22 protein-coding genes, 1 pseudogene and 2 riboswitches are annotated in these 25,102 nt (G+C 34.6%); of the genes and pseudogenes, 17 read left to right on the plus strand and 6 right to left on the minus strand.

Annotation, left to right across the window (positions count from 1 at the left end; translation table 11 throughout):
• The first annotated feature begins 42 nt into the window (after positions 1-42).
• A pseudogene (locus ACWNMZ_RS15030) lies at positions 43-1,336 on the plus strand (IS3 family transposase).
• Positions 1,337-1,444: 108 nt separating this feature from the next.
• Here the strand turns inward: ACWNMZ_RS15030 and ACWNMZ_RS15035 are convergent.
• Genes ACWNMZ_RS15035 through ACWNMZ_RS15045 form a run of 3 tightly spaced genes read right to left on the minus strand, consistent with a single transcriptional unit; the run spans position 1,445 to position 2,656 of the window.
• The gene (locus tag ACWNMZ_RS15035; RefSeq protein ID WP_251630047.1) at positions 1,445-1,819 is read right to left on the minus strand and encodes an EVE domain-containing protein; all 375 of its coding nucleotides are present in this window, start codon (positions 1,817-1,819) and stop codon (positions 1,445-1,447) included.
• A 5-nt stretch (positions 1,820-1,824) separates the two neighbouring features.
• Positions 1,825-2,217, minus strand: coding sequence for a rhodanese-like domain-containing protein (locus ACWNMZ_RS15040; protein WP_031536736.1), 393 nt, complete (start codon positions 2,215-2,217; stop codon positions 1,825-1,827).
• A gap of 19 nt (positions 2,218-2,236) precedes the next feature.
• The gene (locus tag ACWNMZ_RS15045; RefSeq protein WP_031536737.1) at positions 2,237-2,656 is read right to left on the minus strand and encodes a MarR family winged helix-turn-helix transcriptional regulator; all 420 of its coding nucleotides are present in this window, start codon (positions 2,654-2,656) and stop codon (positions 2,237-2,239) included.
• Positions 2,657-3,124: 468 nt separating this feature from the next.
• On the opposite strand from ACWNMZ_RS15045, the gene ACWNMZ_RS15050 reads away from it, so the two are divergent.
• The 3 genes from ACWNMZ_RS15050 to ACWNMZ_RS15060 all read left to right on the plus strand — a co-directional run bounded on the left by ACWNMZ_RS15050 (position 3,125) and on the right by ACWNMZ_RS15060 (position 5,747).
• Positions 3,125-3,256, plus strand: a complete 132-nt coding sequence (locus ACWNMZ_RS15050; protein WP_269320377.1) for a hypothetical protein — start codon at positions 3,125-3,127, stop codon at positions 3,254-3,256.
• Between the two features lie 45 nt (positions 3,257-3,301).
• Positions 3,302-5,410 (plus strand): class I SAM-dependent methyltransferase, encoded by a 2,109-nt coding sequence (locus ACWNMZ_RS15055; protein ID WP_235252267.1) that lies wholly within the window; start codon positions 3,302-3,304, stop codon positions 5,408-5,410.
• Between the two features lie 109 nt (positions 5,411-5,519).
• Positions 5,520-5,747: an H-type small acid-soluble spore protein gene (locus ACWNMZ_RS15060; protein WP_396953907.1), complete on the plus strand. Its 228-nt coding sequence runs from the start codon at positions 5,520-5,522 to the stop codon at positions 5,745-5,747.
• A gap of 134 nt (positions 5,748-5,881) precedes the next feature.
• Here ACWNMZ_RS15060 and ACWNMZ_RS15065 read toward each other — a convergent pair whose 3' ends face one another.
• A complete protein-coding gene (locus ACWNMZ_RS15065) occupies positions 5,882-6,433 on the minus strand; it encodes a class I SAM-dependent methyltransferase (RefSeq protein ID WP_031536740.1) in 552 nt (183 codons plus the stop codon).
• 216 nt (positions 6,434-6,649) lie between these two features.
• On the opposite strand from ACWNMZ_RS15065, the gene ACWNMZ_RS15070 reads away from it, so the two are divergent.
• From ACWNMZ_RS15070 to ACWNMZ_RS15130, 13 genes are all read left to right on the plus strand, one after another.
• Complete coding sequence (locus ACWNMZ_RS15070; RefSeq protein WP_235252266.1) at positions 6,650-8,632, plus strand: methyl-accepting chemotaxis protein; 1,983 nt, start codon at positions 6,650-6,652, stop codon at positions 8,630-8,632.
• 215 nt (positions 8,633-8,847) lie between these two features.
• Positions 8,848-9,762, plus strand: a complete 915-nt coding sequence (locus tag ACWNMZ_RS15075) for a CobW family GTP-binding protein (protein WP_251630046.1) — start codon at positions 8,848-8,850, stop codon at positions 9,760-9,762.
• 130 nt (positions 9,763-9,892) lie between these two features.
• Complete coding sequence (locus ACWNMZ_RS15080) at positions 9,893-10,906, plus strand: permease (RefSeq protein ID WP_235252264.1); 1,014 nt, start codon at positions 9,893-9,895, stop codon at positions 10,904-10,906.
• 128 nt (positions 10,907-11,034) lie between these two features.
• A complete protein-coding gene (locus tag ACWNMZ_RS15085) occupies positions 11,035-11,805 on the plus strand; it encodes a TIGR03943 family putative permease subunit (RefSeq protein WP_251630045.1) in 771 nt (256 codons plus the stop codon).
• Positions 11,806-11,980: 175 nt separating this feature from the next.
• Entirely contained in the window at positions 11,981-13,327 is a 1,347-nt protein-coding gene (locus ACWNMZ_RS15090; RefSeq protein WP_048717475.1) for an ISLre2 family transposase, read from the plus strand.
• 409 nt (positions 13,328-13,736) lie between these two features.
• A riboswitch (TPP riboswitch) is annotated at positions 13,737-13,847 on the plus strand.
• 192 nt (positions 13,848-14,039) lie between these two features.
• Positions 14,040-14,864, plus strand: a complete 825-nt coding sequence (thiM, locus tag ACWNMZ_RS15095; protein WP_031536745.1) for a hydroxyethylthiazole kinase — start codon at positions 14,040-14,042, stop codon at positions 14,862-14,864.
• The gene (thiD, locus tag ACWNMZ_RS15100; protein WP_235252262.1) at positions 14,861-15,661 is read left to right on the plus strand and encodes a bifunctional hydroxymethylpyrimidine kinase/phosphomethylpyrimidine kinase; all 801 of its coding nucleotides are present in this window, start codon (positions 14,861-14,863) and stop codon (positions 15,659-15,661) included. The genes thiM and thiD overlap by 4 nt, the downstream gene beginning before the upstream one ends.
• 25 nt (positions 15,662-15,686) lie before the next feature.
• On the plus strand, positions 15,687-16,346 hold the full coding sequence (gene thiE, locus ACWNMZ_RS15105; RefSeq protein ID WP_031536747.1) for a thiamine phosphate synthase: 660 nt from the start codon (positions 15,687-15,689) through the stop codon (positions 16,344-16,346).
• Positions 16,347-16,544: 198 nt separating this feature from the next.
• Positions 16,545-16,673: a YjcZ family sporulation protein gene (locus tag ACWNMZ_RS15110; protein ID WP_081836594.1), complete on the plus strand. Its 129-nt coding sequence runs from the start codon at positions 16,545-16,547 to the stop codon at positions 16,671-16,673.
• Between the two features lie 331 nt (positions 16,674-17,004).
• The gene (locus tag ACWNMZ_RS15115; RefSeq protein WP_031536748.1) at positions 17,005-18,279 is read left to right on the plus strand and encodes an ammonium transporter; all 1,275 of its coding nucleotides are present in this window, start codon (positions 17,005-17,007) and stop codon (positions 18,277-18,279) included.
• A 341-nt stretch (positions 18,280-18,620) separates the two neighbouring features.
• Positions 18,621-19,604 (plus strand): DUF294 nucleotidyltransferase-like domain-containing protein, encoded by a 984-nt coding sequence (locus tag ACWNMZ_RS15120; RefSeq protein ID WP_235252260.1) that lies wholly within the window; start codon positions 18,621-18,623, stop codon positions 19,602-19,604.
• A 1-nt stretch (position 19,605) separates the two neighbouring features.
• Positions 19,606-20,334, plus strand: a complete 729-nt coding sequence (locus ACWNMZ_RS15125) for an exonuclease domain-containing protein (RefSeq protein ID WP_031536750.1) — start codon at positions 19,606-19,608, stop codon at positions 20,332-20,334.
• Positions 20,335-20,377: 43 nt separating this feature from the next.
• Positions 20,378-20,950, plus strand: coding sequence for a GNAT family N-acetyltransferase (locus ACWNMZ_RS15130; RefSeq protein ID WP_048716696.1), 573 nt, complete (start codon positions 20,378-20,380; stop codon positions 20,948-20,950).
• A gap of 99 nt (positions 20,951-21,049) precedes the next feature.
• On the opposite strand, the gene ACWNMZ_RS15135 is transcribed toward ACWNMZ_RS15130, so the two are convergent.
• Positions 21,050-22,093 (minus strand): ribonucleotide-diphosphate reductase subunit beta, encoded by a 1,044-nt coding sequence (locus ACWNMZ_RS15135; RefSeq protein WP_235252258.1) that lies wholly within the window; start codon positions 22,091-22,093, stop codon positions 21,050-21,052.
• 27 nt (positions 22,094-22,120) lie between these two features.
• Positions 22,121-24,358: a ribonucleoside-diphosphate reductase subunit alpha gene (locus tag ACWNMZ_RS15140; protein ID WP_251630120.1), complete on the minus strand. Its 2,238-nt coding sequence runs from the start codon at positions 24,356-24,358 to the stop codon at positions 22,121-22,123.
• A 232-nt stretch (positions 24,359-24,590) separates the two neighbouring features.
• Positions 24,591-24,774: riboswitch (cobalamin riboswitch) on the minus strand.
• Positions 24,775-25,102: the final 328 nt, after the last annotated feature.

The raw sequence follows: 25,102 nt of genomic DNA on the forward strand, positions 1-25,102 counted from the left end.
ATTTTAGCACACAAAATTACTTTTTCAACTAAAGAGATAAAAATGCTTAAAAGGAATCCAAATGTACAAAGTTTCAGCGAGCGAGCTATTACCTATACGGATTTATTTAAAAATAGATTTATGGATGAGTATCTAGGTGGAAAACTTCCTCGACAAATCTTCATGGCTAACGACTTTGATGTGGACGCAATAGGAATGAAGCGAATTGAACAATCCGCATACAGGTGGAAGAAAGCCTATGAAAAGGATGAGTTAATCGCACTCACAGACTCAAGAAAAGCCGGTTCTGGTAGACAATTAAAGCGAGAACTTACGCCATCTGAAGTGATTGAAAGGCAAGAAGCTAAAATTAAGCTATTGGAGGGACAGGTAGAGTTATTAAAAAAGCTAGAAGTGACAGAAAGGAGGCTGCTAAACGAAACAAAAAACCTAGAACCAAGTAGAGTAAATCAATTAATTTCTGAGACCATTAAACAAAATGGATTTAAGCGTATGACCAAGTATTTTTGCGATCTTTTAGAGGTTTCTCGTTCTGGATACTACAGCTTCCTTCAAGCATATACTATCCGAGAAGCGAGAGAACAATTGGACTTGGAAGCGAAAGAAGTCATACTAAAAGCCTTTAATCGACGGGGATATAAGAAAGGTTCCCGGTCCATTAAAATGATATTGGAGAATAAATATAACATTAGCTTTAGTCGAAAAAAGATACAAAGATTAATGAGGAAATACGGAATAGTCTGCCTTCATAGAGGGCCAAATCCTTAAAAAAAATCGCAAAAGCAACAAAGGAACAACAGGTTGTTTCAAACATGTTAAACAGAGAATTTAAACAAGGTGTTCCTGGAAAAGTGTTATTAACGGACATTACTTATTTTCCATATAGTGGTAACTATATGGCTTATTTGTCGACCATAAAAGATGCATCCACCAACGAGATACTAGCTTACCATGTTTCTGATCGTATCACTCTTGATATCGCTACCAAGACCATCCATAAATTAATGAACAACTAGAAAGTTACTCTACATGAAGATGCATTTATTCACTCAGACCAAGGTAGCCATTACACAAGTCCAAAATATTAAATTTTATTAAAAAAATATGGACTAGGACAATCTATGTCTAGGAGGAAACTTTTGGGACAATGCCCCCAAGAGTCATTCTTTGGACATTTAAAAGATGAGGTAGACTATCAATCTTGTCAAACCATAAAAGAACTAAAGGGAAAAATAAATCATTACATTACATGGTTTACTATAACAATTATCGATATCAATGGAATTTAAAAAAGATGACCCCTATTCAATATACGAATCACCTTTTAATTGCTTAGTCTCTTTTTTTATTGTGTCCTTGACATAGGAGCCAGTTTAATGAGTTCTATCTCCTTTTTTATTAACCATTTTTTCTGCTATTAGTTTAAAGTCTTTTTCGCTTATTTCTATATGACCATATCGAAAGGAATGACCCCAGTATTTTGTATTTTTAATAAATGACAGTTTGGGATTAATGGTTTAATGGGTGTTTCAATGCTAGGGAAAAAATCAATATTTCTTCGAAAAGGTACAAAATCATTCCCCATATTTACCTGATAAACATCCTCATCAATAATTCTTCCAATAGCAGTAAACTTTTGATGAGGAGCACTCTCTTTAAAATTAATCTTAGGAGAGTAATAAATAATCCAATCACCAGTGCTCATATTTCTTAAAGGCGCCAGTTTGCCATGGCAAAGCTGAGCAAATCCGCCTTGTACTGCATTTAAAACATGATCTCGTGAAGCAATTCCAATCCAAAACCGTTTTTTAGTATGCATTAGAGTTAGCATCCACAATTATCTGATAGATTAGCATCTTGAGCAACATCTGATACAGGAAAATTCATTTCTTTCCATGCAGCTATCCCGCCAGTCAACTCTTTTACTTTATAGCCACGTTCTAGCAAAAAAGCTGCTACTTTAGCTGCTGTATTACACCAAACATCCCAACAGTAAACTACAATTTCTTTTTCTTTAGGAATCTCATGTAATCGTTCTTGCAACTCTTGTTGAGGAATGATGTTAGCATCTTTAATTGTTAGAATTCTTACATGTTCAGGACCGTTTCTTACATCAATTAGAAAATATTTTTCTGGATTGACTTGTGCCAATCTTAAATAATCCATAGGACTAATAGTTGCTTCCAGACGTGCATTAAAATAATCAAGTGCATTCATTTAATAGTTACCTCCAGTTTTATAATGTATACCAAATTTTCACAAGAAACTCCTTCAGCAATTGTTTTTCTTGATGGTTTAAAGGGGTGAGTACCTCTAATTCCGTTTCAATTAGAAATTCCCAACGTGAATCTAAAACTTGAGTCCCTTTTGATGTGATTAAAAGACTATATGATCTTCTATCATTAGGATTTCTAGTTCTCTCTACAAATTCTAAAGTTTCTAGGTGATCGATATGGCTAACCATAGTCGTCCGATCAATTTGTAGATTTTCGGAAATATCCTTTTGTGAACAATAAGGGTTCCCACTAATAAATAAAAGGACTCCATATTGTCTAGCATTAATTTTATAAGGAGTCAGTCCTTCAGCAAACTTGGTTTCCATTTGTTGAAGAACTTTTCCTAACAAAAAACCATATGATTGATTCCATTTTTCCAAGTGTAATATTCACCTCCTAAATTAATCAGATTTACTAATAATCAGTATAGCTGACTAATTATTAAAATTCAAGTACTTATGTTCGTATATAAAACACAAACCGTTAAATATTTTTTTATTAATAAAGTTTTTGAGATAAGGTATTTAAACTAGGGGAATGACTTGGGTCTCTTTTTTATGTCATTAAAGAATAAATTTGTGAACGATTTCACTTAAACTATCGGGGACGTTAGTTGAATAAGCAAATATTATAAAATGGAACTTCCGTAAATTAGGAGGTTTCGTTTTATAAGAAATATCAACATTAAACTTTAACAGAGCCAAGTTAATAAATAACGAAATAGGATCTTAAATCCTTTTTTCCAAAAATATATTTTTTCAACCAAGGAATATTTTCAAGATTTTACTAATGTAACAAGAGATATTCAAAAGTCGATATTAATCATTGCAGGGGAGTCCGACGATGCGGTGGGACCAAATCATCATTTATCTTTTAACTGTAAAGAAGCAGAAATTTATGTTATAGATGGTGGTCATCATGCTTATATTGAAAATCAAGAACTATTTAAAAATGCTGTTCTTCGTTTTGTTAAAAGGTAAATTGAAGTTGTTTTGAAAAAAGATTCGTCAATAGGAGTGATTTCCATGCTTGAATCGTTACTATCCATTCATAAAGTAAAAAAGGGAGATAAAGAGGAACTTCGTAACCATAGATGGCTGCAATATCTATATATTACAAAGGAAAAGAATGTTAACCTCGAACAAGTCCATTCCCTGTCAGAAATAGATAGTCATCCAGTATTGTCCTATATTGAAAGAGCGTTAGTGATTTTAGACAACAGTACACTTGTACATACGAGGGAGAAACAAATCCTTGAAGAAGTTTTGGTTTGGAGTGATGTGGCTAAATGTGGTTCCCCCTCCAAAAGGAGAGAATGGAGTCGACTTGGATTTCAATTAGGGATACATAATATAGGGTCTGCACAAATTTACGCAGAGGAAAAAATGAAACTGTCAATACAGGAAAGAGATCTGGAAAAAGAAGAACTTATTTTTACACTTATTTATACCCACGGACTTATTGGCCAATTTATTAGAGGAGAAGTCCGTTATTGCCAATTAAAACCTTTAATTGTCTATATCTATAAATACAATAAAGTAAATTCGACGGAATTTTTTAATCTTTTGTATGTGTTAAATCAATGTATAATTGAAGCAGTTTCTCCACAAATCTGGAGTGATGTTCATCAAGAAGTTAAAGATGTTATTCGTTCTATTATAGGAGGCATAAGAGAAAAAGAGCTTTCTTTAAAGGAGAGAATAAAGAGACTAAGAAATTCGGCAATAAAACGTGGAGAAAACTTTGATCAAGTGTATGATCAATTGTTCTCAAGTCTGAAGCTTAAAGAGCTATTTCAAATTTTTTTTAATAAAACAGATATGTGGTATGTAGAGTCTGCACTTCATGATTTCGCTTTCGAAGAATTTTTAAAAATCTTCTTACTCATTTATCAAAAAGCCAATCCATTAACAATAAAACAAATCAGCTTTGAACCCTTTATGAAGAATATTTATTATGATTATAAAGGGAAAAAGACTGTTAATTTATATAAAAAGAGGATTATTGAGGCATATTTGAAAGAATATACTTTAGAAGATTTAATTGTCGGAAGACAGAGTATAAATGCTCATGTTGAATTAACGATTATTCCACTTAATACTGTAAATGAAAATATTTGTGTAACTTTTACTTATTCCAAGGCAGGCGAAAAATTAATTGAATTCTGTCAAGAAGCAGAAAAATCGCCACTTTACGAACGTGCTATCATCCTTTTATATGATTTCTTTGGCTTTCGCAAAGATGGTTTTGATCGCTTGCAAAATGAAACAAAATACCTTACAGATATGAACAATGCAGAAAATCATAAAAAGCTTATTGCTGACTATGCAGTTGGTAATATAATGCTTGACATAGGTTCAGGCGGAGGGGTAATGTTAGATATTTTATCTGAAAAACATCCACATGCAGAAATTATCGGAATGGATATTTCAATAAATGTTATCGAGGCATTAGAAAAAAGAAAAAGAAGAGAAAAGAAATCTTGGTTGGTGAAACAAGCTGATGCGCTTCAATTAAAAGAATCGTTTGAGCTTAATAGTATAGATACAATAATATACTCTTCTATCCTCCATGAAATGTATTCTTATATACCCTATAATGGCAAAAAATTTAATCGAGAAGTTATCATCCATAGTCTTAAAAGTGCATTCGATGTGCTAAAGCCTGGCGGAAGAATCATTATCAGAGATGGGATTATGACAGAGCCAAAAGAGGAATTAAGGCAAATAGAATTTAAAAAATCAGATGGCATCGAATTTTTTAAGCGATATGTAAAGGATTTTAAAGGAAGAAATATCATATACAAGCAATTAGAAGAAAACACTGTTCAGCTCCTCGTTAATGATGCAATGGAATTTCTCTATACATATACATGGGGAGAAGAAGCCTATCCCCATGAAGTACAAGAGCAGTTTGGCTATTTTACTCCAAGTGAATATAAAGAGGCTATACAAAATGTGATCGGGAATAATGGCGAAATCCTGATGTTTCGCCATTACTTGCAAGAGGGCTATGAGGAGCATCTTTTGCCTGATGTGAAAGTGACAGATATCGAGCAGAAGTTAGTTAGCCTTCCTGATAGTACTTGTTTTATTGTTATCGAGAAAAGGAACGGTAGTCATTATAAAAAATAGAGTATTTCAAAAGCCAACTAGGTCTATTCAAAATTAACAGAATAAAAATGTCAGTACTTTCACATAATGAAAAAAGGTTTTAATTAAAATTAGAACCGCAATCTTCTTCATGACATATGAATGTAAGAAGGTTCTTTCAAAGAAAGTAGGTGATATTTTGGATATTAACAGAGTGAAGCAAATACTATCCTCATCAGCTGAAATAGAGGTTCAGTATAACGGAGTGTCTGTGTGGATTGATGATATAAAAGAAGAAGATGCGACTGTAATTGTTCATCTGGTAGGTGGTATGGAAGAACAGACGGAAGTAGATATAGCGAGCTTAAAAGAAATCTAAATCAAAGACAACCACTAATTTCCTAGTGGTTCTTTTTATATGCTTTTTCAAAAAAATGCTTCCTCACTATTAACTAGAAACTAGACAAAAAGATGGAAGGAAGCGTATTTTATCTGTCATTATTGTAAATTTTCTTATCTTTTCACTGCATCTATAATGAGAGAGGGAAATGCTAATTTATCCCCTTGATTCCTTGGATCAAATTGTTTTGACCGGAAAATCACACCATCTTCTCCATACCACTCATTCTTGTGAAAAATCCCGTCTTCATCACAATACTCTAATAAGTGAACCTTAAAGTCTGCTAGTTCGAACATTTTTCGCAATGTATGATAGGTATGGACAAATTGATGGCTAGCTGCTGGATGTTCCTTTGGTCCTGGCCCACCAATTTGCACGATTTGCTGATACGACTCGTCCGGGAAGAATCCATCTGGAACTGCACAACGAACATAACCAGAATGTTTTAAGTAATGGTAGCAAATGGAGGCAGCTTGAACACCTTGTTCAAAGGTTAAGTGCTCCCATACATGTTCCGCTAAAATGGCCGTAATGGATGAATGTTCAAAACGTTGCCAGGTTGATTCATCTAAAAGGTTTAGTTCTTCTTCTTGGGTATGAATCCATCCAGGGTTATTTCTAAATTCCCCTGCACCTATCACAACTTTTATCGGCGGTTTCTCCATAAATCTCTCCTTGCTCTTTATTTTAAAAATTTTAATTATACTGTAATATAAGCCTGACATTTGTGCAAGAAAAAACTGTTAACGAGTAACAAGTAGAAAATATGACTTATGGCATAGGAATCATGTCCTATCTATTGTAAAATAAGAGAGCTGAGGAATGATTTACCTATTTATTTTTGTTTATATGTATGCGTATACAAAGAGAGGGCGGTTAGTATGAGAAAATTTCCATTTCGAAAAAATATCGGAATACCAATTAAGAAAAAGCTTGTTTTTTCCTTTTTAGCAATGCTGTTAATCCCAAGTATCCTAATTGGTGCATTTTCGTTTCTATATGCAAATAATCAAATGGAAAAGGATTTTATAAACAATGCAAGCACTAATTTAAATGTGTTAGATACATCTATAACTAATTTAATGTCACAAAAAGTATATGATGTTTCTGCACTGTCAGAAACGATAACAAAAGAAGCAATGGAGAAAAAACCAGCTAGTCTGCAGACCACTATAGAGCAATACATTAAAGTTCATCCAGAGGTTTCGAGCATTTATATTGCAACAAATGATGGAAAACTTATTCAGAAGTCTACAGAAGAATTGGACGATCAGATGGATCCAAGATTAAGAGATTGGTATAAATCCGCTGTAAATCAAGGAGGACAAGTGGTTATTATGGATCCATATTTATCTCCCGTTTCTAAAAAAATGGTGATTACAATTGGCAAAACAATTGCGGACAACGCAGGGGTTATAGCAGTTACGATGAATCTAGATTATTTAGCAGAACTAGCAAGTGATATAAAGTTTGGCAAAGAAGGTTATGTTATACTGCTTGACCAGAAAAAACGTTTCATTGTTCACCCTGAAGAAAAGCAAGGAGACATTGTAAAGGAAATATTTTATGAAACCCTTTACAAAAAAGAATCTGGAACATTGGATTATATAGTAGATAAGGTTAATAGAAAAATGGTCTATCAAACAAATAAGCTTACAGGCTGGAAGTTAGCTGGGACACTGGAAAAATCAGAAATTGCAAATCATACAAAAGGCCTTTTGTATGCGATTACAGTAATATTAGCTGTTTCCCTTATTGTTGGTGGAATAATGATGGTCATAATCGTTCGCTCTATTATTAAACCAATAAAAAAATTAAAGAGTCACGCTACAATGGTAAGCAATGGCGATCTAACAAAAACAATTCATATGGAGACAAAAGATGAAATTGGCGAATTATCGACTGCTTTTCAATATATGCAGGATAACTTACAAAAACTTCTCCGAAATATCGAAAATAGTTCGGAGAGTGTTGCAGCAAGTGCAGAACAGTTAACAGCAAGCGCCAATGAAGTAACGATTGCATCAGAACATGTAACGAATACCATTCAGCAAGTTGCTAGTGGAGCTGAAAGACAGACAAAAGGAATAGAGCATAATGCAGATGATATTGAATCCATCTTAAATGGTACGAACAAAATCGTTGAATATAGTAAGAATGTTTCAGAACTATCTACTGAAACATTGACGAAAGCTTATACAGGTGGAAATGCTATTCAGGCAACACTAGCACAAATGGATGTGATAAATGAGGCTGTAGTAGAATCAAATAAAATGATTAAGGAATTAGTGGAGCAGTCAAAGCATATTGGAAAAATTACGGAAAGTATTACGACAATTTCAGAACAAACAAATCTGTTAGCCTTAAATGCTGCAATAGAAGCAGCAAGAGCAGGGGAAAAAGGGAAAGGATTTGCAGTTGTGGCAAATGAAGTTCGAAAACTTGCTGAGCAGTCAGGTGAATTTGCAAGCAATATTTCTCAGCTGATTAAGGATGTTCAAAAAACGACTGAAAATACAGTATATAGAATGTCAGAGGTGTCTAACGCTGTACAAACAGGGATGAAAGTAACGGATGAATCAAATACGAAGTTTCAAGAAATAGTTATTAGTATGAATGAAATGACACCACATATTCAAAGTGTTACATCTACATCAAATGAAATGGCTAAAACGCTTAAAGAAGTAAGTGTAACAGCTGGCGAATTAGCACAAATTGCATATGAAAATTCTACATCGTCTGAAGAAGTTGTATCTTTAACAGAAGAACAGTTAGCTGCCATAGAAGAAATTTCAGGCTCGGCAAAAAATTTATCAGAAATGGCAGATCAGCTTAGAAGGAATCTTTATCAGTTTACCTATTAATTTGTCATAATAAAATATCCTCTTGCATAAAGTAGCGATAGCATTATCCCACTCATAAACGGCAGTAAATCCTTCATCTTTTGCTATTGAGAATGGGAGGAAGATAAGTGGAAGATCAACTGTCCTGAAAGGTCCGATTGGTTCAACCATTCATCAGGGTGGAGGAAGACACCACTTACTGATGGTTCGTTTCACTATAAGCAGGAGGTTTTATGATGAAAAAAATCAACGTTTATTTAATAAATGGATTTCTTGGCAGTGGGAAAACAACAACGCTTTTAAAATGTATGGAGTATTTTAAAGGGAAAAATAAGAAGTATGCTATTATCTTGAATGAACTTGGCGAAACGAATATAGAAAGGCATCTATTTCATGATGAATCACTCTATGAACTTTTGAATGGGTGTGTATGCTGCTCCATTAAAGATGATTTAAGAACTACCCTGGATGATTTAACAGAGACTTTATATAAGGAAAATATTGAAGTCGTTTTATTAGAAGGAACAGGTGTAGCTAATCCTTCTGAAATAATGGAGACATTTAATGAAAAGGCTTATAGAGAAGTTTTTCATATTGCTGAAAGTATTTGCTTGATTGATAGTTTGCACTTTATAGAATATACAAGCGTTTTTTCGAGTAGTAAAGAAGTAAGACAATTGCAGAAAGAACAAATTGAAAATGGGACAATGCTTGTTTTAAATAAAATAGATCAACTATCAAGTAAACAGGCAATCGAAAAAGTAGAAAAAAGGATTAGAAAAATAAATGCAGATGCACCGTTGATACATAGTAAATATGGGAATGGTGTCACAGAATTTTTAGAAAAAAAGCAAATAAACAGCAATAAAGAACATTCCATTTCATTTCATCACCACCATCATATTAAAGCGATAAAATTAGTGCAAACAACTGCCATGACCAAAAGGGATTTAAGAGATTTTTTAAAAAACAATCAAGATAAACTTCTGCGCGCTAAAGGCACTATAAAAAATAGTGAAGATCAATTATGGTATCACTTTCAATATGCATCAGGACTATTGGAATGGCAAAAAGTATCAGAAAATGTTCCGAATAGAAAAGGAGAAATTATCATAATAGGAGAAAAATTACCAAAAGAAGTAAGTATTTAATTCTATGGAGTGTAGTCTTATGGAACCTTATAAGCCTACACTCTTTTTATGGTATGTATGCATAATTGGTTAGGACAAGCATAGATATGTAATAAGTAATAGTAGACCGATGTAAGAAAAGGAGCATACTATGTCCATCCCAACTCGTTTAAAGGATATTTTTATATTTGGCTTGTTTATGGCTTTAATGTATTTGTTTTTTTTCGGAGATATATATGTTGCAAATAAAATCAATTTTGAGATGCCAGATCAGATTAAAACCATTTTTGTCTTTTTTTTAGGAATTTTTCTGGAGGCTTTACCGTTTTTATTGTTAGGGGCAATTGCTTCCTCTATTATCAATCTCTATATTTCGGAAGAAACGATAGCAAGAATCATGCCTAAAAATCCCTTTATAGCAATTATAGTGGCATTAATTGCTGCATTAATTACACCAGTGTGTGAATGTGCGATCATCCCAGTTGTTCGCAGGCTGATCCAAAAAGGTATTCCGGTTCATATTGGTGTGGTGTTATTAATGGGGGCGCCGATTCTAAACTTCATTGTTTTTGGGAGTACATACTATGCTTTCCAAAATAATATATCGATTGCATATGGGCGTTTTATTATTTGTGTTTTAGCAAGCATCATAGTAAGTTTTATTATTTACATGCTTTTTTCTAAGCAAAAGGTATTAAAAACACACCGAGAGGATTTAATGTCATCGGTTCCGGTTAATGAGAATAAAGGTGATTCGAAGTGGAAAGGCATTCTGCATCATACATGCCATGAATTCTTTACAATTGGCAAATATTTTATTATCGGAGCAGTTTTTGCGAGTGTAGCTCAAGTATATTTAAAGGATAGCTATATTATGCAAGCAGGAGAATCATCGATTGAAGGAACTGCAGTTATGATGGGTCTGGCATATGTATTATCCTTATGCTCAGAAGCAGATGCTTTTGTGGCAGCTTCCTTTTCAAGGACGTTTACCCCTGAAGCAATTATTAGCTTTTTGGTGTTTGGACCGATTCTCGATTTTAAAAATACATTCGTTATGATGGCTTCCTTTCGAATCAAGTTTGTCCTATTATTTATATTGATTGTGACGATTGTTGTATATATCCTATCTGTATTATCAGGATTCTTTTTATCACCCTCTTAAACTTCGGTAAAAGAGACTTGTTTCTTTTTAAGGTAGAGAATTAAGTGAATCTATTGCTGAAAGTTCGAAAACTTCTATTAAGGAAGTTCATTTTATGTTAGATTAATTCAAAATAAGGAGGAAAAGCGGTGAAAATCAAATGGAGTCCAACATGGCAATTGGCGAATGAGCTGCAAGGGATTGTGCTGATTGGCTTTAGTCTCCTTATTTTTAAATTGTTGGTAACAGGTGATGTGACGCGACTTGTTGAGCCTAATATGGTTCCGTTTCTATATATCACGATGTTCTTGTTATTTTTTCTCGGCTTTTTTCGTTTGCTAAATAGCAATTTAAAGGGAGCAGATTGTGACTGTGATGTGTGTGATGAAAATGCTTCGTTAATGAACCTAGCACTGTCTTATTTCATATTTTTTAGTCCGTTATTTTTGTTTTTCACCTTACAAGATATGTCGTTTAACAAGAGCATTCTTCCCAATGTTCAATACGAACATGGACAGACGTCTTCTGTAAGTCAAGCTATTTCTGAGGCGGAGGAAGACATGATGATAATAGATGATGATAATTATCTGCAATCGATGGATAGGATTAACAGTAATTTGGACAATATGATTGGAAAAGAAATCACGATTACCGGCTTCATTCATCGACAGGAATCCTTTACGGATAAGGAGGCGGTCATTGCAAGATATGTCATGACACATTGCATTGCTGACCTTGGAATATACGGCTATTTGATAGAAGGAGATGTTGGTGGTTTACAAAGCGATCAATGGTTTTCATTAAAAGGGAAATTGGATAAGAAGGAATATGAAGGTCAAGTGATTCCAGTGATTAAAATGGATAAAGCTGAAAAAACGGTAGCACCTGAGGAAGATTATTTATATGCATTAGACTATTAGCCTGTATGAGTAAAATGTTTGTGGGTAGAAAATAATTTACCCTCTGGTTTGGTTGGTGGTCGTTAGACCGCCAACCAAACGCAAGCGCGGTAGTATGAGCAAAAATAAAGAAAAAGGGACTTTCTTTTTGTATAGTAGTGTTTGCGGACAAAACATACAAAAGGAGAAAGTCCCTATGAAACAAAATACCATAAAACTACCTACATTAAAAGAAATAGAAAGTGATTTATTTAAAACATTACAGGAAACTTTTTCGGAAGTTCTCGAGGAGCTGTTAACTGGGTATGACAGAGAAATAGCTGAACAACGAGATAAAGGAAGATATCAACTCAAAGATAAGAGAGCGATTCAGATGGACACCTTATTTGGATCTGTTTCAATTAAGCGAAATTACTATTGGGATCGTATCGGCAACAAATATGTCTATTTATTAGATCAATATTTACAGTTTGAGGGCGGTAAAGGATTTAGTCCAGTTGTGGAAGAAATGGCGATGGAATTGGCGGTTACTGGGCCATCATACAGACATGCATCTTCTACGTTAGAAAAATTACTTGGATACTCTGTAGCTAGTCATGAAGCGATTCGTCAACATTTATTACAAACAGAAGTTGTACCGAGCTTGCCAATCGAACCAAAAAGAAAGGTATTATTTATCGAAGTAGATGGCTTATTTATTAAACGGCAAGGTGGTAAGAAGCGCGGACGAGAAGAAAAGATCGCAGCTATCCATGAAGGTTGGTCTATGAATGGAAAGAGAGCCAGTCTTGTGGGAAAACGGCATTTTATTCATAAAGCAGAAGCACCTTTCTGGGAAGAGTTAGAACAATTTTTAATGGATACGTATCATTACGATCCAACTACTCATCTTTTAGCTATCAATGGGGACGGAGCTAGTTGGATAACTGCGTGCAGAGAGTATTTTCAAAAGAAAGCTTTTTTCACGATAGACAGATTCCACGTAGCTCGAGAAATCCAACGTATTTTTAAAGAACATCCTAGATATAAAGCGATACGAAAAAAGCTAGCTAAGTATGATGGAGAGGGATTATTAGTAGAGTTAAATAGTGCAGTGGCGACCCTGGATACAGAGAAAAAAGAAGAACGATTAGAAGCATTAATTAACCAGCTTTCTCCATATCCCGAGGCACTTGGAGACTATAGAATTTGGTTACAGGAACAAGGAATAGATACGAGTGATATGCGTCCGATGGGCAGCGCAGAAGGAACCATGAGTGTGTTTGCCAAGCGTCTGAAAAACGGAAGGGCATGGAGTGAAAAAGGAATAGATGCATTTATTCGATTCATGGTTGGCTTAAAAGATGGATTAGATATTAAAACACTGATCGGAACAATGACGAAACGATTGGAAGAGAAGGAATCAAATCATATAAAACCAAAATACTACCGTGAAAAACTAACCAAAACAGCAGGACAGGCAACAAGACAAAACATTGCCTATTTGAGTCAAACAACAGGAAAGCCACTATATCATGCGTTAAAAGCATTACAAGGATTTTAAAAAGGATTGTCGACGTTTAACTGTAAACTGTATTCTAAAAGGTTATGGATTTTAACAACATAGAAAACGCAGAGTGGATTGGAGCGAAAGGCACTTGACTCCTGCGGGACATAGAGGAAAGGTCGAGACCCCACAGCCGGAACGGCGAGGAGGCTCGACTTCCTCCCCGCGGAAAGCAAGTGCCTGTAGCGGAAAGGAACGGTCTATTGATCCCAAAAAATTTTACGAAAACAGCCTGACTATAAATAGAGTAAGTATAGAAAGCGTTAACAATAGAGATAGCAAACACACTGAAAAAGAGAGAAATTCCGACGATAAAAAATTTCTCCCACAAATACTTGACTCAAACTATTAGCCTACAATTCTTGCATTATTCGAATATTTTCGCTAAAATTTAAATGAAATCAATTGAATAAGAATCGGGAGCTTGTTTGAAACAGGCTGAGAGTATGGCTATTCTGCCATTGACCGAATGAACCTGTTGGATAATGCCAGCGTAGGGAGGTGTCTAGTATAGAAGAACACTTTGCTTAGGCGTAGTGTTTTTATTTTTGTCATAATTGCTGAAATTAGCACGTAGCTTCCTATTTTTTCGCGTGCTTTACATTACAGTCAGTTATGGCTTTTTTACTATGTATAATTTTATATAGTGATAATAGTAGGAAGTAAATAAAACTATTAATAAAGAAACAAGAAGGGAATGAGTTATTAGATGAACGAAATATATGAAATGATTCCAATAGTAATAACAAGAGTAAGAAATAAAATACCACTTATTCATAATATTACGAATGTAGTAGTTACAAATTTTACAGCAAATGGGTTATTGGCATTAGGGGCTTCACCAGTAATGGCATATGCAAAGGAAGAAGTTGCAGATATGGCAACAGTAGCAGATGCCCTTGTACTTAATATCGGTACATTAACGGCTGGAAATGTGGAGAGCATGATTATTGCCGGAAAGGCCGCAAATGTCGCCAATACACCTGTTATTCTGGATCCTGTTGGAGCAGGTGCAACTAGGTATCGTACAGAATCTGTCCATCGCATTATGAAGGAAGTAGATATTACATTACTTCGAGGCAATGCAGCAGAGATAGCTAATGTTGCTGGGATAAAAGCGGAAGTGAGAGGTGTTGACTCTGTAAATGTACATGATAATCGTGAAATTGCGTTAGAAGCATCAAAGCTTTTACAAGTACCTGTTGTCATTACGGGTGAACAAGATGTCGTATCCGTTAACGGGAAACTTACTCTCGTTGGTAACGGTCATGAGATGTTGACAAAAGTTACAGGAACCGGCTGCTTACTTTCAGCCATTCTCGGAGCCTTTATTGCTGTGGAAGGAGATATATTACTATCTTCTACAGCTGCTTTAGTTACATATGGGATCGCTGCAGAACTTGCCTTTGAAAAAACGAAAGAGGATGGTCCAGGAAGTTTTCAAATGGAATTATTAAATCGATTAGCGAAAATTAACGAAGCTGATGTAAAGAAATGGATGAAAGTGGAAATAGAAGAGGAGGCACATCAATGACTACTGCAAAAGCATTAACAATCGCAGGATCTGATAGTGGAGGAGGAGCTGGGATTCAGGCCGATTTAAAAACATTTCAAGAGCTTAAAGTGTTTGGAATGAGTGCTATTACAGCTGTAACAGCACAAAATACACTGGGGGTAGATGGAGTGTATCCAATGTCATTGGAGGCGATTGAACAACAAATAGAATGCATAGCTGTTGATTTAAAGCCAGATGCTTTAAAAACAGGGATGCTGTTTAATAGTGAAATTATCGAATTAGTAGCAGATAAAATAAAGCAATACAAGTGGGAGAATTTGGTGGTAGATCCTGTAATGATTGCTAAAGGTGGTGCTAATTTACTTCAAAAAGAAGCAATAGATGCCATGAAAAAAAAGCTTCTACCAATAGCTACAGTATTGACTCCGAATATACCAGAAGCCGAGGAATTGACTGGATTGAATATTCAAAATATGGAGGATAGGAAAGAAGCAGCGAAAAGATTATCAGCGTTGGGAGTTTCCAATGTCATTATTAAAGGGGGACATGGAAAGGAAAAGGAGTCTGTTGATTTACTCTATGATGGAACTTGCTTTTCAAGTTTGTTGGCCAAAAGAATTCCAACTAAAAACACGCATGGAACCGGCTGTACTTTTTCTGCTGCAATAACAGCAGCTCTTGCAAATGGTTATTCAGTTAAGGATGCCTTTCAATTAGGAAAAGATTTTATTCACCAAGCAATTAAAATGGATCTTCATATAGGAAGCGGACATGGTCCGACAAATCATTGGGCTTACCAAGAAAGTAAAAGGTAGGCACAAATAGCTATTCGGAGGAAATATGACAATATATACAAGTGAAAAAATAAAAGAATTGCTAAAAGTGTATTTTATTATGGGAAGCAATAACAGCAGCTTAGCTCCTGATTATGTACTAGAAGAAGCATTAAAGGGCGGCATTACGGTGTTCCAATTTAGAGAGAAAGGAAGCGATGCATTAGAAGGAGAAGCAAAATTTCAACTTGCAAAAAGAATGCAAAAATTATGTAATCATTATAATGTTCCATTTCTAGTCAATGATGATATTGAACTCGCGATAGCATTAGATGCAGATGGAGTGCATATTGGCCAGGAGGATGAGAATGCAATAAAGGTTCGAGAATGGATCGGTAATAAGGTATTAGGTGTATCTGCTCATTCAATAGAGGAAATAAAGCTGGCAATGGAGGCAGGAGCTGATTATATCGGCATTGGTCCCATTTATGCAACAAGCACAAAAAAAGATGCGAAGGAAGTGCAAGGAACATCCCTTATCGAAAAAGTTAAACAACTAAATCTTCGAATACCAATAGTAGGAATTGGCGGGATTACGATCGATAATGCATATCCTGTAATTAAAGCAGGAGCAGATGGAGTTGCAATTATTTCGGAAATTAGCATGGCAGATAATCCCTATGAGCAAACAAAGCGACTAAAGAAAGTGGTTACTGACCAAGAGTAGCTGTATTTTGGTGGAAGCTTTCATTCAAATGCAGGTTTTTTGCGGAAAAATAGACATTCACCCAACCCAAATATATATCCTTGCATACAATAATTTTGTAAGAGGAGCTAGTTAAGAAAAAATATAGAGGCTCCTTCCTCGTTAACCAGTTATAGAAATGGTTAATATACTACAAAAATGAGAAAGGGAGATGTATATATGTACGGTTATGGTGGATATGGTTATGGTTGCGGATATGGCGCTGGTGTTGGATATGGCGGCGGATTCGCGCTAATCGTTGTATTATTTATCTTATTAATTATCGTTGGTGCAACTTTTATTTGCTAATATACGAATGAAAAGCTGACTTCTTGTCAGCTTTTTTTACATTTATAGAGGACGGGATTAGTAGTGGGGAAAATGAGAAGAATCGTGCCCGTTTAACTTGTTATTATGATAACGCTTACTAAAATAGGGTGAAAAATACATAAAATTATATTGGAAAATCAAAAAAATGTAGAATAAAATGAAACTAGTTATAATATTTTAATTTTTGAGAAAATTATTTTTCAAATTCTTATTGACAGAAAATTTAATATAGGTAAAATAAAGTTATTAGAGTGTTAGATTATGTGACACTTGATGTAAGTATATATACATAAAGGGGGAAGGAATCTTAATGGAAAATTTAGAGTTTTTGATGAACAGCTTGTGGACAATGGTTGCTGCAATTTTAGTTATTTTTATGCTTGGTGGATTTATATTATTAGAAGCAGGTTCCACAAGAATGAAAAATGCGGGACATATCGCAGGAAAAACAATCTTTACTTTTGGAATTGCCTCATTAGTATTCTGGGCTGTAGGTTACGGATTCATTTTTGGAGATAATGCAAATTTCTTTGTAGGGATGAGCGACTTTTTCTATGGAGGAGGGCAAGTTGAGGATGCTGGGTTACAAACTACCGTATTCTTTGTCTTCCAACTAGCTTTTGCTGGAATTTCCTTAACGATTGCTCTAGGAGGATTTGCAGAGCGTGCGAAATTATCTGTATATCTAATTTTCTCTATATTATTTGGTATTTTGGTTTATCCAATCATTGCACACTGGATTTGGGGTGGCGGCTGGTTAGCAACGCACGGCAAACAAGACTTTGCTGGATCAACGGTTGTTCACTTAACTGGTGCTGCGGCTGCATTAGCTGCAACAATGCTATTAAAACCACGTATTGGTAAATATAATCCAGACGGTTCTGCTAACCCAATATTCGGACATAACCAAGTTTATACTGCGCTGAGTGTATTGATTCTTTGGGTAGGTTGGTTTGGATTTAACGCTGGTAGTACTGTTTCTGTTTCAGATGGATTTTTCGGATATGTTGCATTAAACACAAACTTAGCAGCAGCAGCTGGTGCAGTTGCAGCATTGTTAATTTCTTGGATTGTGTTAGGTAAATCTGATATCACAACAATGCTAAATGGGGCATTAGCTGGTCTTGTTGCAATTACAGCGTCTTGTGCGTTCGTTGAACCATGGGCAGCAGTTGTTATTGGTTTAATTGCTGGAGTTCTTGTATTTTACAGTGCTCGTTTCTTTGAAAGTAGAAAAATTGACGATCCAATCTTTGCCTTATCTGTACACGGAACAGCAGGGATTTGGGGTACGTTATCAAATGGTTTATTTGCGACAGCAGAGTTAGCTGAGTATACTGGCGTAGGTAAAGCTGGTCTCTTCTACGGTGGAGGATTTGGGCAATTAGGTATTCAAGCACTTGGTGTAATAACTTGTGGACTTTTCGCTTTTGCAGTAAGCTATGTCATCCTATTTGTTATCAAGAAAGTCAGCGGACTACGTGTAACAGAAGAGGAAGAAATCATGGGCTTAGATATCAGTGAACATGGTTCATATGGTTACCCTGAAACTTTCTTATCAAAAGAAGAAACAAAAAGCTTATAAGTAATGGTTAATAGCCCTTTTTAAGGATAATGCTACTGAACCTACTAGGATAGGAGTCTCGCTGAAAAGTGGGGCTTTTATCTTTTTTTAAACTATAGGGCATTGCTTATTTGTTTAGTTGTTAAAGTTTATCCATAAATCCATTTTGAAAATAAGGTTCACAGCTTGAATACGTTTTATAGGTAATAGTGTATGGTGATTTGTGAATGACGGAAATATCCTTTTATGAAAGTTTCTCTTTATGAAAAGAGTCAGGGATAAAGATAACATGATAAGATAGACATAAATATAAATTGAATGTAAATATACTATGAATATCTTTTACCAAAGGAAGTGCATGGATGTGCTCTGAAAATAGACGATTAACTGAGTTAAAAAAGGAAAAGGAAGTTTTTTTAAAAACAAATAGGTATAATAGCAAGGAATTAAATAAATTTCATGATGGAATATTTAATTGTTTATTTCAATATATCCTCTCTGAATATATTAAAACAAATGGAGAACCTCCGTGCTCCTTTGTATGGTTTGTAACAGGAAGTGCTGGTAGAAAGGAACAGGGGATTTTAAGCGATCAAGATCATGGGATTATTTATGAGAAAACAGAAATAACCTGCAATCAATATTTTATGAAACTCGGAAAATGGATTAGTGATGCTTTGGATGAGATAGGATATCCATACTGTGAAGGAAATGTCATGAGCAGTAATTCAACATGGTGTAAATCTTTAGAAGAGTGGAAACAACAATTACATCAATGGTTGGTAAAAGAAAACTGGGAATCGATTAGATTTTTGCAAATTTTTTATGACAGCAGAAAAATTTTTGGAGACCAAGAATATGTTCAGGAATTAAGAAACTATATACATCAGTATTGTGTTATGCATCCAGCCCTTTTAAAAAGATTTATGAATAATGTGATGCGGATAAAAAAAGGGGTAGGAATATTTGGCCAATTTTTCGTTGAAAGATCTGGAAGTCACAAAGGCTCCATTCATTTAAAACATACCATGTATTTGCCGTATGTAAATTCAATTCGACTTCTTTCCATTCGAGAGAGAATTCAAGAAACATCTACAATAGAACGAATAAAGTCTTTGCGAGAGATAAAGAAATATGACGAATGGTTAAAAGCCTATGAATATTCATTTAATAGAATATTAGAATATCGAATCATTTTATTTAAAGAAGCAAAAACATATGAAGACGTTCATTATTTGAATATCAAACAGTTATCGAAAGAACAGAGGCAAGAAATAAAAACGTTAATGCGAAATGGTATCAAATTATATCAACAAGTACAAAGGATAATGGAAAAAGGGTGTTAACATGGGAGTAGAATCATTTCTTCAATACATGAGAGATTTATACGGAAAAGTCAATTCGAGTGTATTGCATGCTACCTCGAGTGGAAGTAATTCACAGCAAATCGCTTTTATGCGCCAGCTTCAGAAAGATTTAAAAGTTGAAGTTGCTTCCAGATTGCCATTAGATAATTTAAAAGCTGTTGTTTTTGATATAGAAACAACGGGTTTTTTACCCGATAAAGGGGATCAAATTATTTCAATTGGTGCAGTTAAAGTGCAAGGGTGTCAGATCCTAGAGGAACAATTTTATACATTAGTGAATGCGGGTGTTGAAATACCAGAAGAAATTAGTCGCCTAACAGGAATTCAAACCAATGATTTGCAGGATGCCCCGCCCTTATCCGATGTACTTGTACAATTTTTTGAATTCATAGACGAGGATACCCTTGTAGCCCATCACTCCTCGCATGAGAAAAGCTTTATGCAATCTGCATGCTGGAAAAGTTTCAAAACGCCTTTTAAGCATCGAATTGTAGATACGGCCTTTTTATTTAAAATTGTTGAACCAAACATAAAGATATTAACATTGGAGGACTGGTGTACATTTAGTGATATTCCAGTAATCGATCGTCATCATGCATTGGGTGATGCTAAATTAACTGCTATTCTATGGTGTCATTATTTAGAAAGGGCACAAAAATTAGGATGTCGTACTTTACAAGATATCTACGAAAGACTAGCTTTACGATAAATTATTCATGAGAAGATTTTAACATTTATGGTGGTGAATTTCGATGGGCGTATTTGAAACAGAAAGATTGCTGCTAAGAAGGTGGCAAGAATCGGATTACAAAGATTTATATGAATATGCAAAAAGGGAAGATGTTGGTCCGTTTGCAGGTTGGGCTCCCCATAAAAGCGAGCAAGAAAGCAAAGATGTAATTCGCTATTTTTTACAAAATAATAATTCGTATGCTATCGTTTGGAAAGAGGAAAATAAAGCGATTGGCAGTATTGGGTTTCATAAGCGTACACCGGATGTTAGGCTTTCTCATTTAGCACAGCGTGAAGTTGGGTTTGCCTTAAATCCAGCCTATTGGGGTAGAGGGATTGTACCAGAAGCGGTTAATCATCTTTTAGTTTTTGGATTTGAACAATTGCAATTGGATTTGATCTGGTGTGGACATTTTGATTTTAATAAAAAGTCAAAACGAGTTAATGAAAAATGTGGTTTTCAATATCGTTTTCAGAAAAAAGATCGCTATAAGCTTTTTAACAATCAAATCATCACGAGCGTCTATTATTGTATGACAAAAGAAGATTATTTCGAAAAAAAACAGCAAAGAGCTAAAAAGGTATTTATCTAATACAAATATATAAAGTTAGAATTAGTTGAATGAAATACAAAGAGTGCAGGAAATGATTAAAAGGAGCAACAGTGACAGTTGCTCCTTTTAATTTTTAGTTTATAGCTCGTCAAATCCGTTGTCTACATGGTTGACTTTTACATATTGACGTGATTTCTGTTCAAAGAAATCCGATTTTCCTAAATCTACATCTTCGTATGCTTTGATCCAGCGTAATGGATTTTTGCGATAACCTTCAAATGGGCGATTAAATCCAAGCTGATTAGCTCTTACATTCGCATAAAACTTTATATAATCTTCTACATCTTGCAGAAGAATTCCATCGATTTTATTGCCGATAATATATCTTGCCCACTCAATTTCTAATTCTGCAGCTTCCTTCATCGTATCCTCCACGAAAGAGGCGAGTTCTTCGTTGTTATATTCTGGATATTGGTTTAGAACTTCTTTGAATATTTTTACAAACAAATCAACATGAATTTGTTCATCACGATTAATATAGTTAATCATCGTGCTAGTTGCTACCATCTTTTGATTTCTTGCTAGGTGGTAGAAAAAAGCAAATCCTGAATAGAAAAATAAACCTTCTAAAACTACATCATATACAATCGATTTTAATAGGTTATTAGGAGTTGGATTTTCTGCAAAATAAGCATATCCATTTGTTACAAACTCATTTCTTTTTTCAAGGATTGGCTCTGTTCGCCAAAATTCAAACACTTCCTCTTGCTTTTCCATTGGAACTAAACTAGATAGAACATATGAATAGGAATGATTATGAATAACTTCCTGTTGTGCCAAAATAATCATTAAAGCAGATAGGCTTGAATCTGTTAAATAATCTGCTACTTTCCCTGCATAATCTGTTTGGATACTGTCTAATAAAGCTAATAAGCCAATAATCTTTAAAAATGCATCCTGTTCATCGTCAGATAGTTCAGGGAATTGCTTCATATCTTGACTCATATTAATTTCAAACGGTGTCCAAAAATTAGCAAGCATTTTTTTGTATTTCGGGAACGCCCATTGATAGCGAACATCATCCCAGTTTAATATATTGGAGCATTCTCCATTAATAATGGCTGTTGATTTATTTGGTGCTTGTTTATTCATAATGGGTCTTTTTTTAACGACTTCTTCCATTTTATTTTCCTCCTTATCATACAGTAATCAGCTAGAGCAAGAATCGCAATCTTCTACTTCAGAGGAAGTAGATCTTAAATAATAGGTTGTTTTTAAACCGTTTTTCCAAGCTGCTACATGTAAATCTAGTAACTCTTTTGCTTTAATCGTATTTTGGACATATAGATTAAAAGATATTGCTTGATCAATATGTTTTTGACGTTTAGCTGTTTGTTTAATACTCCAATGTTGATCAATCAAATAGGCAGATTTATAAAACCATGTTGTATCCTTATTTAGATCTGGTGCTGTAACAGGAATTTTATAATCTTTTTTCTCTTCTGAATATTGTTTTTTGAATATTGGATCAATGCTTGGCGTGCTTCCAGCGATTAAAGCAGTGGATGCGTTTGGTGCTACAGCTAATAAATAGCCATTGCGTAATCCGCTATCGTGGACAGTTCTTTTTAATGCTCCCCAATCGTATTTACTTTCTACTGCATCATAACCTCTTTTTGTAAAATAAGCTCCAGTTTCCCAATCGGAACCTTGAAAAACAGGATACACACCTTTTTCCTTTGCTAATTCTGCGCTTGCGGAAATAGTTAAATAGCTAATTTTTTCATATAAATCGTCTGCATAGGATACAGCTTCATCTGATTCCCATTTAATTTGCTCTAATGCAAGTAAGTGATGCCATCCAAAGGTTCCAAGACCAATAGCACGATATTTTTGATTTGTAAACTGTCCTTGGATAACAGGAATAGTATTTAAATCAATGACGTTATCAAGCATTCGTACTTGAATGGGAATTAATCGTTCTAGAACATCAGCGGTAACAGATTTTGCTAGATTTATAGAAGAAAGATTGCAGACTACAAAATCTCCTGGGGTTTTTTCAATAATAATTCTGCCATCTTCATATTTTTGCTCTGTTACTATTGTAGGACTTTGATTTTGAACAATTTCTGTGCAAAGATTTGTACAATAAACCATACCTAAATGGCTATTTGGATTTTTGCGATTTACTTCATCTCGATAAAACATAAAGGGAGTACCAGTTTCTAATTGACTTCTTAATATACTTTTCATAATATTAATTGCTGGAACAATTTCCTTTGATAAATCAGGATGGTTTACACATTCTTCATATTTTGCCCGGAATGAACCTTTTCCCATTTCTTCATCAAAGAAATCCTCCAAATTATATCCCATTACTGTTCTTACTTCATGAGGGTCAAATAAATACCAATCTTCCCGTTTCTCTACTTTTTCCATAAATAAATCAGGGATGCAGATTCCTGTGAATAGGTCATGTGTGCGATATCGCTCATCGCCATTATTTAGTTTACTATCTAGGAAGGAAAAGATATCTTTGTGCCAAACATCTAAATAGACGCTTATAGCACCTTTGCGTTGCCCGAGCTGGTCGACACTGACAGCTGTATTGTTTAGCTGCTTCATCCATGGGATAACACCAGATGATGCACCTTTAAATCCTTTTATAGCACTACCGCGACTTCTTATTTTTCCGAGATAAACACCAATTCCTCCACCGTTTTTTGATAGATTTGCAATATCTGTATTGCTATCATAGATAGATTGTAAAGAGTCATCAATTGTATCGATAAAGCAGCTTGACAATTGACCCCAGTTTTTCCCAGCATTAGATAGAGTAGGAGTAGCTACGGTCATATAAAGATTGCTTAGTGCCCAGTAAGCTTCTTTTACCAGTGTTAATCGGCTCTTTTTTGGTTCATTTTTCATTAAGTGCATACTAATAATCATAAAACGCTCTTGTGGTAATTCGAAAACTTGTTTTTGATGATCACGAGCTAGATAGCGATCAGAGAGCATCCGAAGTCCGATATACGTAAATAAATAATCGTTTTTCTGTTGAATAACTGATTCAAGCTCTGTGATATCCTCTTTTGTATATGTATCAAGGATAGAAGGATGATAGATTCCTTTTTTGGTTAAAGTATCAATTAAATGGTAAAAATTTTCGTATGCATTTTGGTTGGTAGAATGACGGTTTTCCTTTCCTTGTCTATATAGGTCATTTAATAGTAAGCGAGCAGCAACATAAGTCCAATCTGGGGAATTTTCATCCATATAGCTTAATGCTTCCAGAATAAGTTGATGAATAAATTCTTCTTCCTTTATTTCATGCTTATTCTCTACATATTGTTTTGCTCGAGTTTTAAGCGGTTGGAAATCTAAATGGTGATAGTCTTTTTCTAGTTCATCAAAAAGGAAAAGTGTATCATTTTCTATTGTTTTCATAGTAAACCCCCTAGTAATTAATTTTAGAAGCTACTTTCTACATTTTTTGTTGCTTTGGGAATATGCGAGAAATGCATAGATATCTATTTATTTCTCCACAACAGGGTAGAAAAAGCCAATAAAAAAAGCCACTCAACTTGTTGAGTGGATCAAACGATGGCATAAAGCTATCCCAAAAGTGTGTATGGGGTTAAGTTTATACCATCGTTTCATCATCTCAAAGTCCCGGAGTAATGAAACACAAGTGTTTGGCAGGTCTCCTGGCTAGTGAATTATCCTACACTAAGACCTTCCCGAGAAGAATATTCTCAGTGGTTTTCTTAGTTCGTATCACATACAGTTGCGGGTACAGCTTCGGCTTCGCACCGAATTCCCTATTAAGTCCTTATAAGGACACCAAAACTTGTGGCATATTAAATTTTTTCGTAACTATTCTATGAAACGAATTTGTCATTAGCTACGACAAATGTAAATGTCTTTCAAAAAAAAGTCGCTTCTTAAGAAGCGAAAAAGAGACATTGGATATTGAGAGTTGTTATATTAACTATATATAGTAAGATTTTGTTGATTATCAACTATATATTGATTTGATAGTATCATACAATCCATCTTTACGCAATTACTTTCTATTAAAAGATTGAGTCAAGTTTTTGTGGGAGTTTTTTTAGCTCCCTTTTTATAAAATAAAACTTTTAATTTTGTATCCGCTTTCTAAACATTTTCTTTCATCAAAATTTCGTTTTT

The sequence above is a fragment of the Niallia sp. Marseille-Q9988 genome (assembly GCF_976954375.1).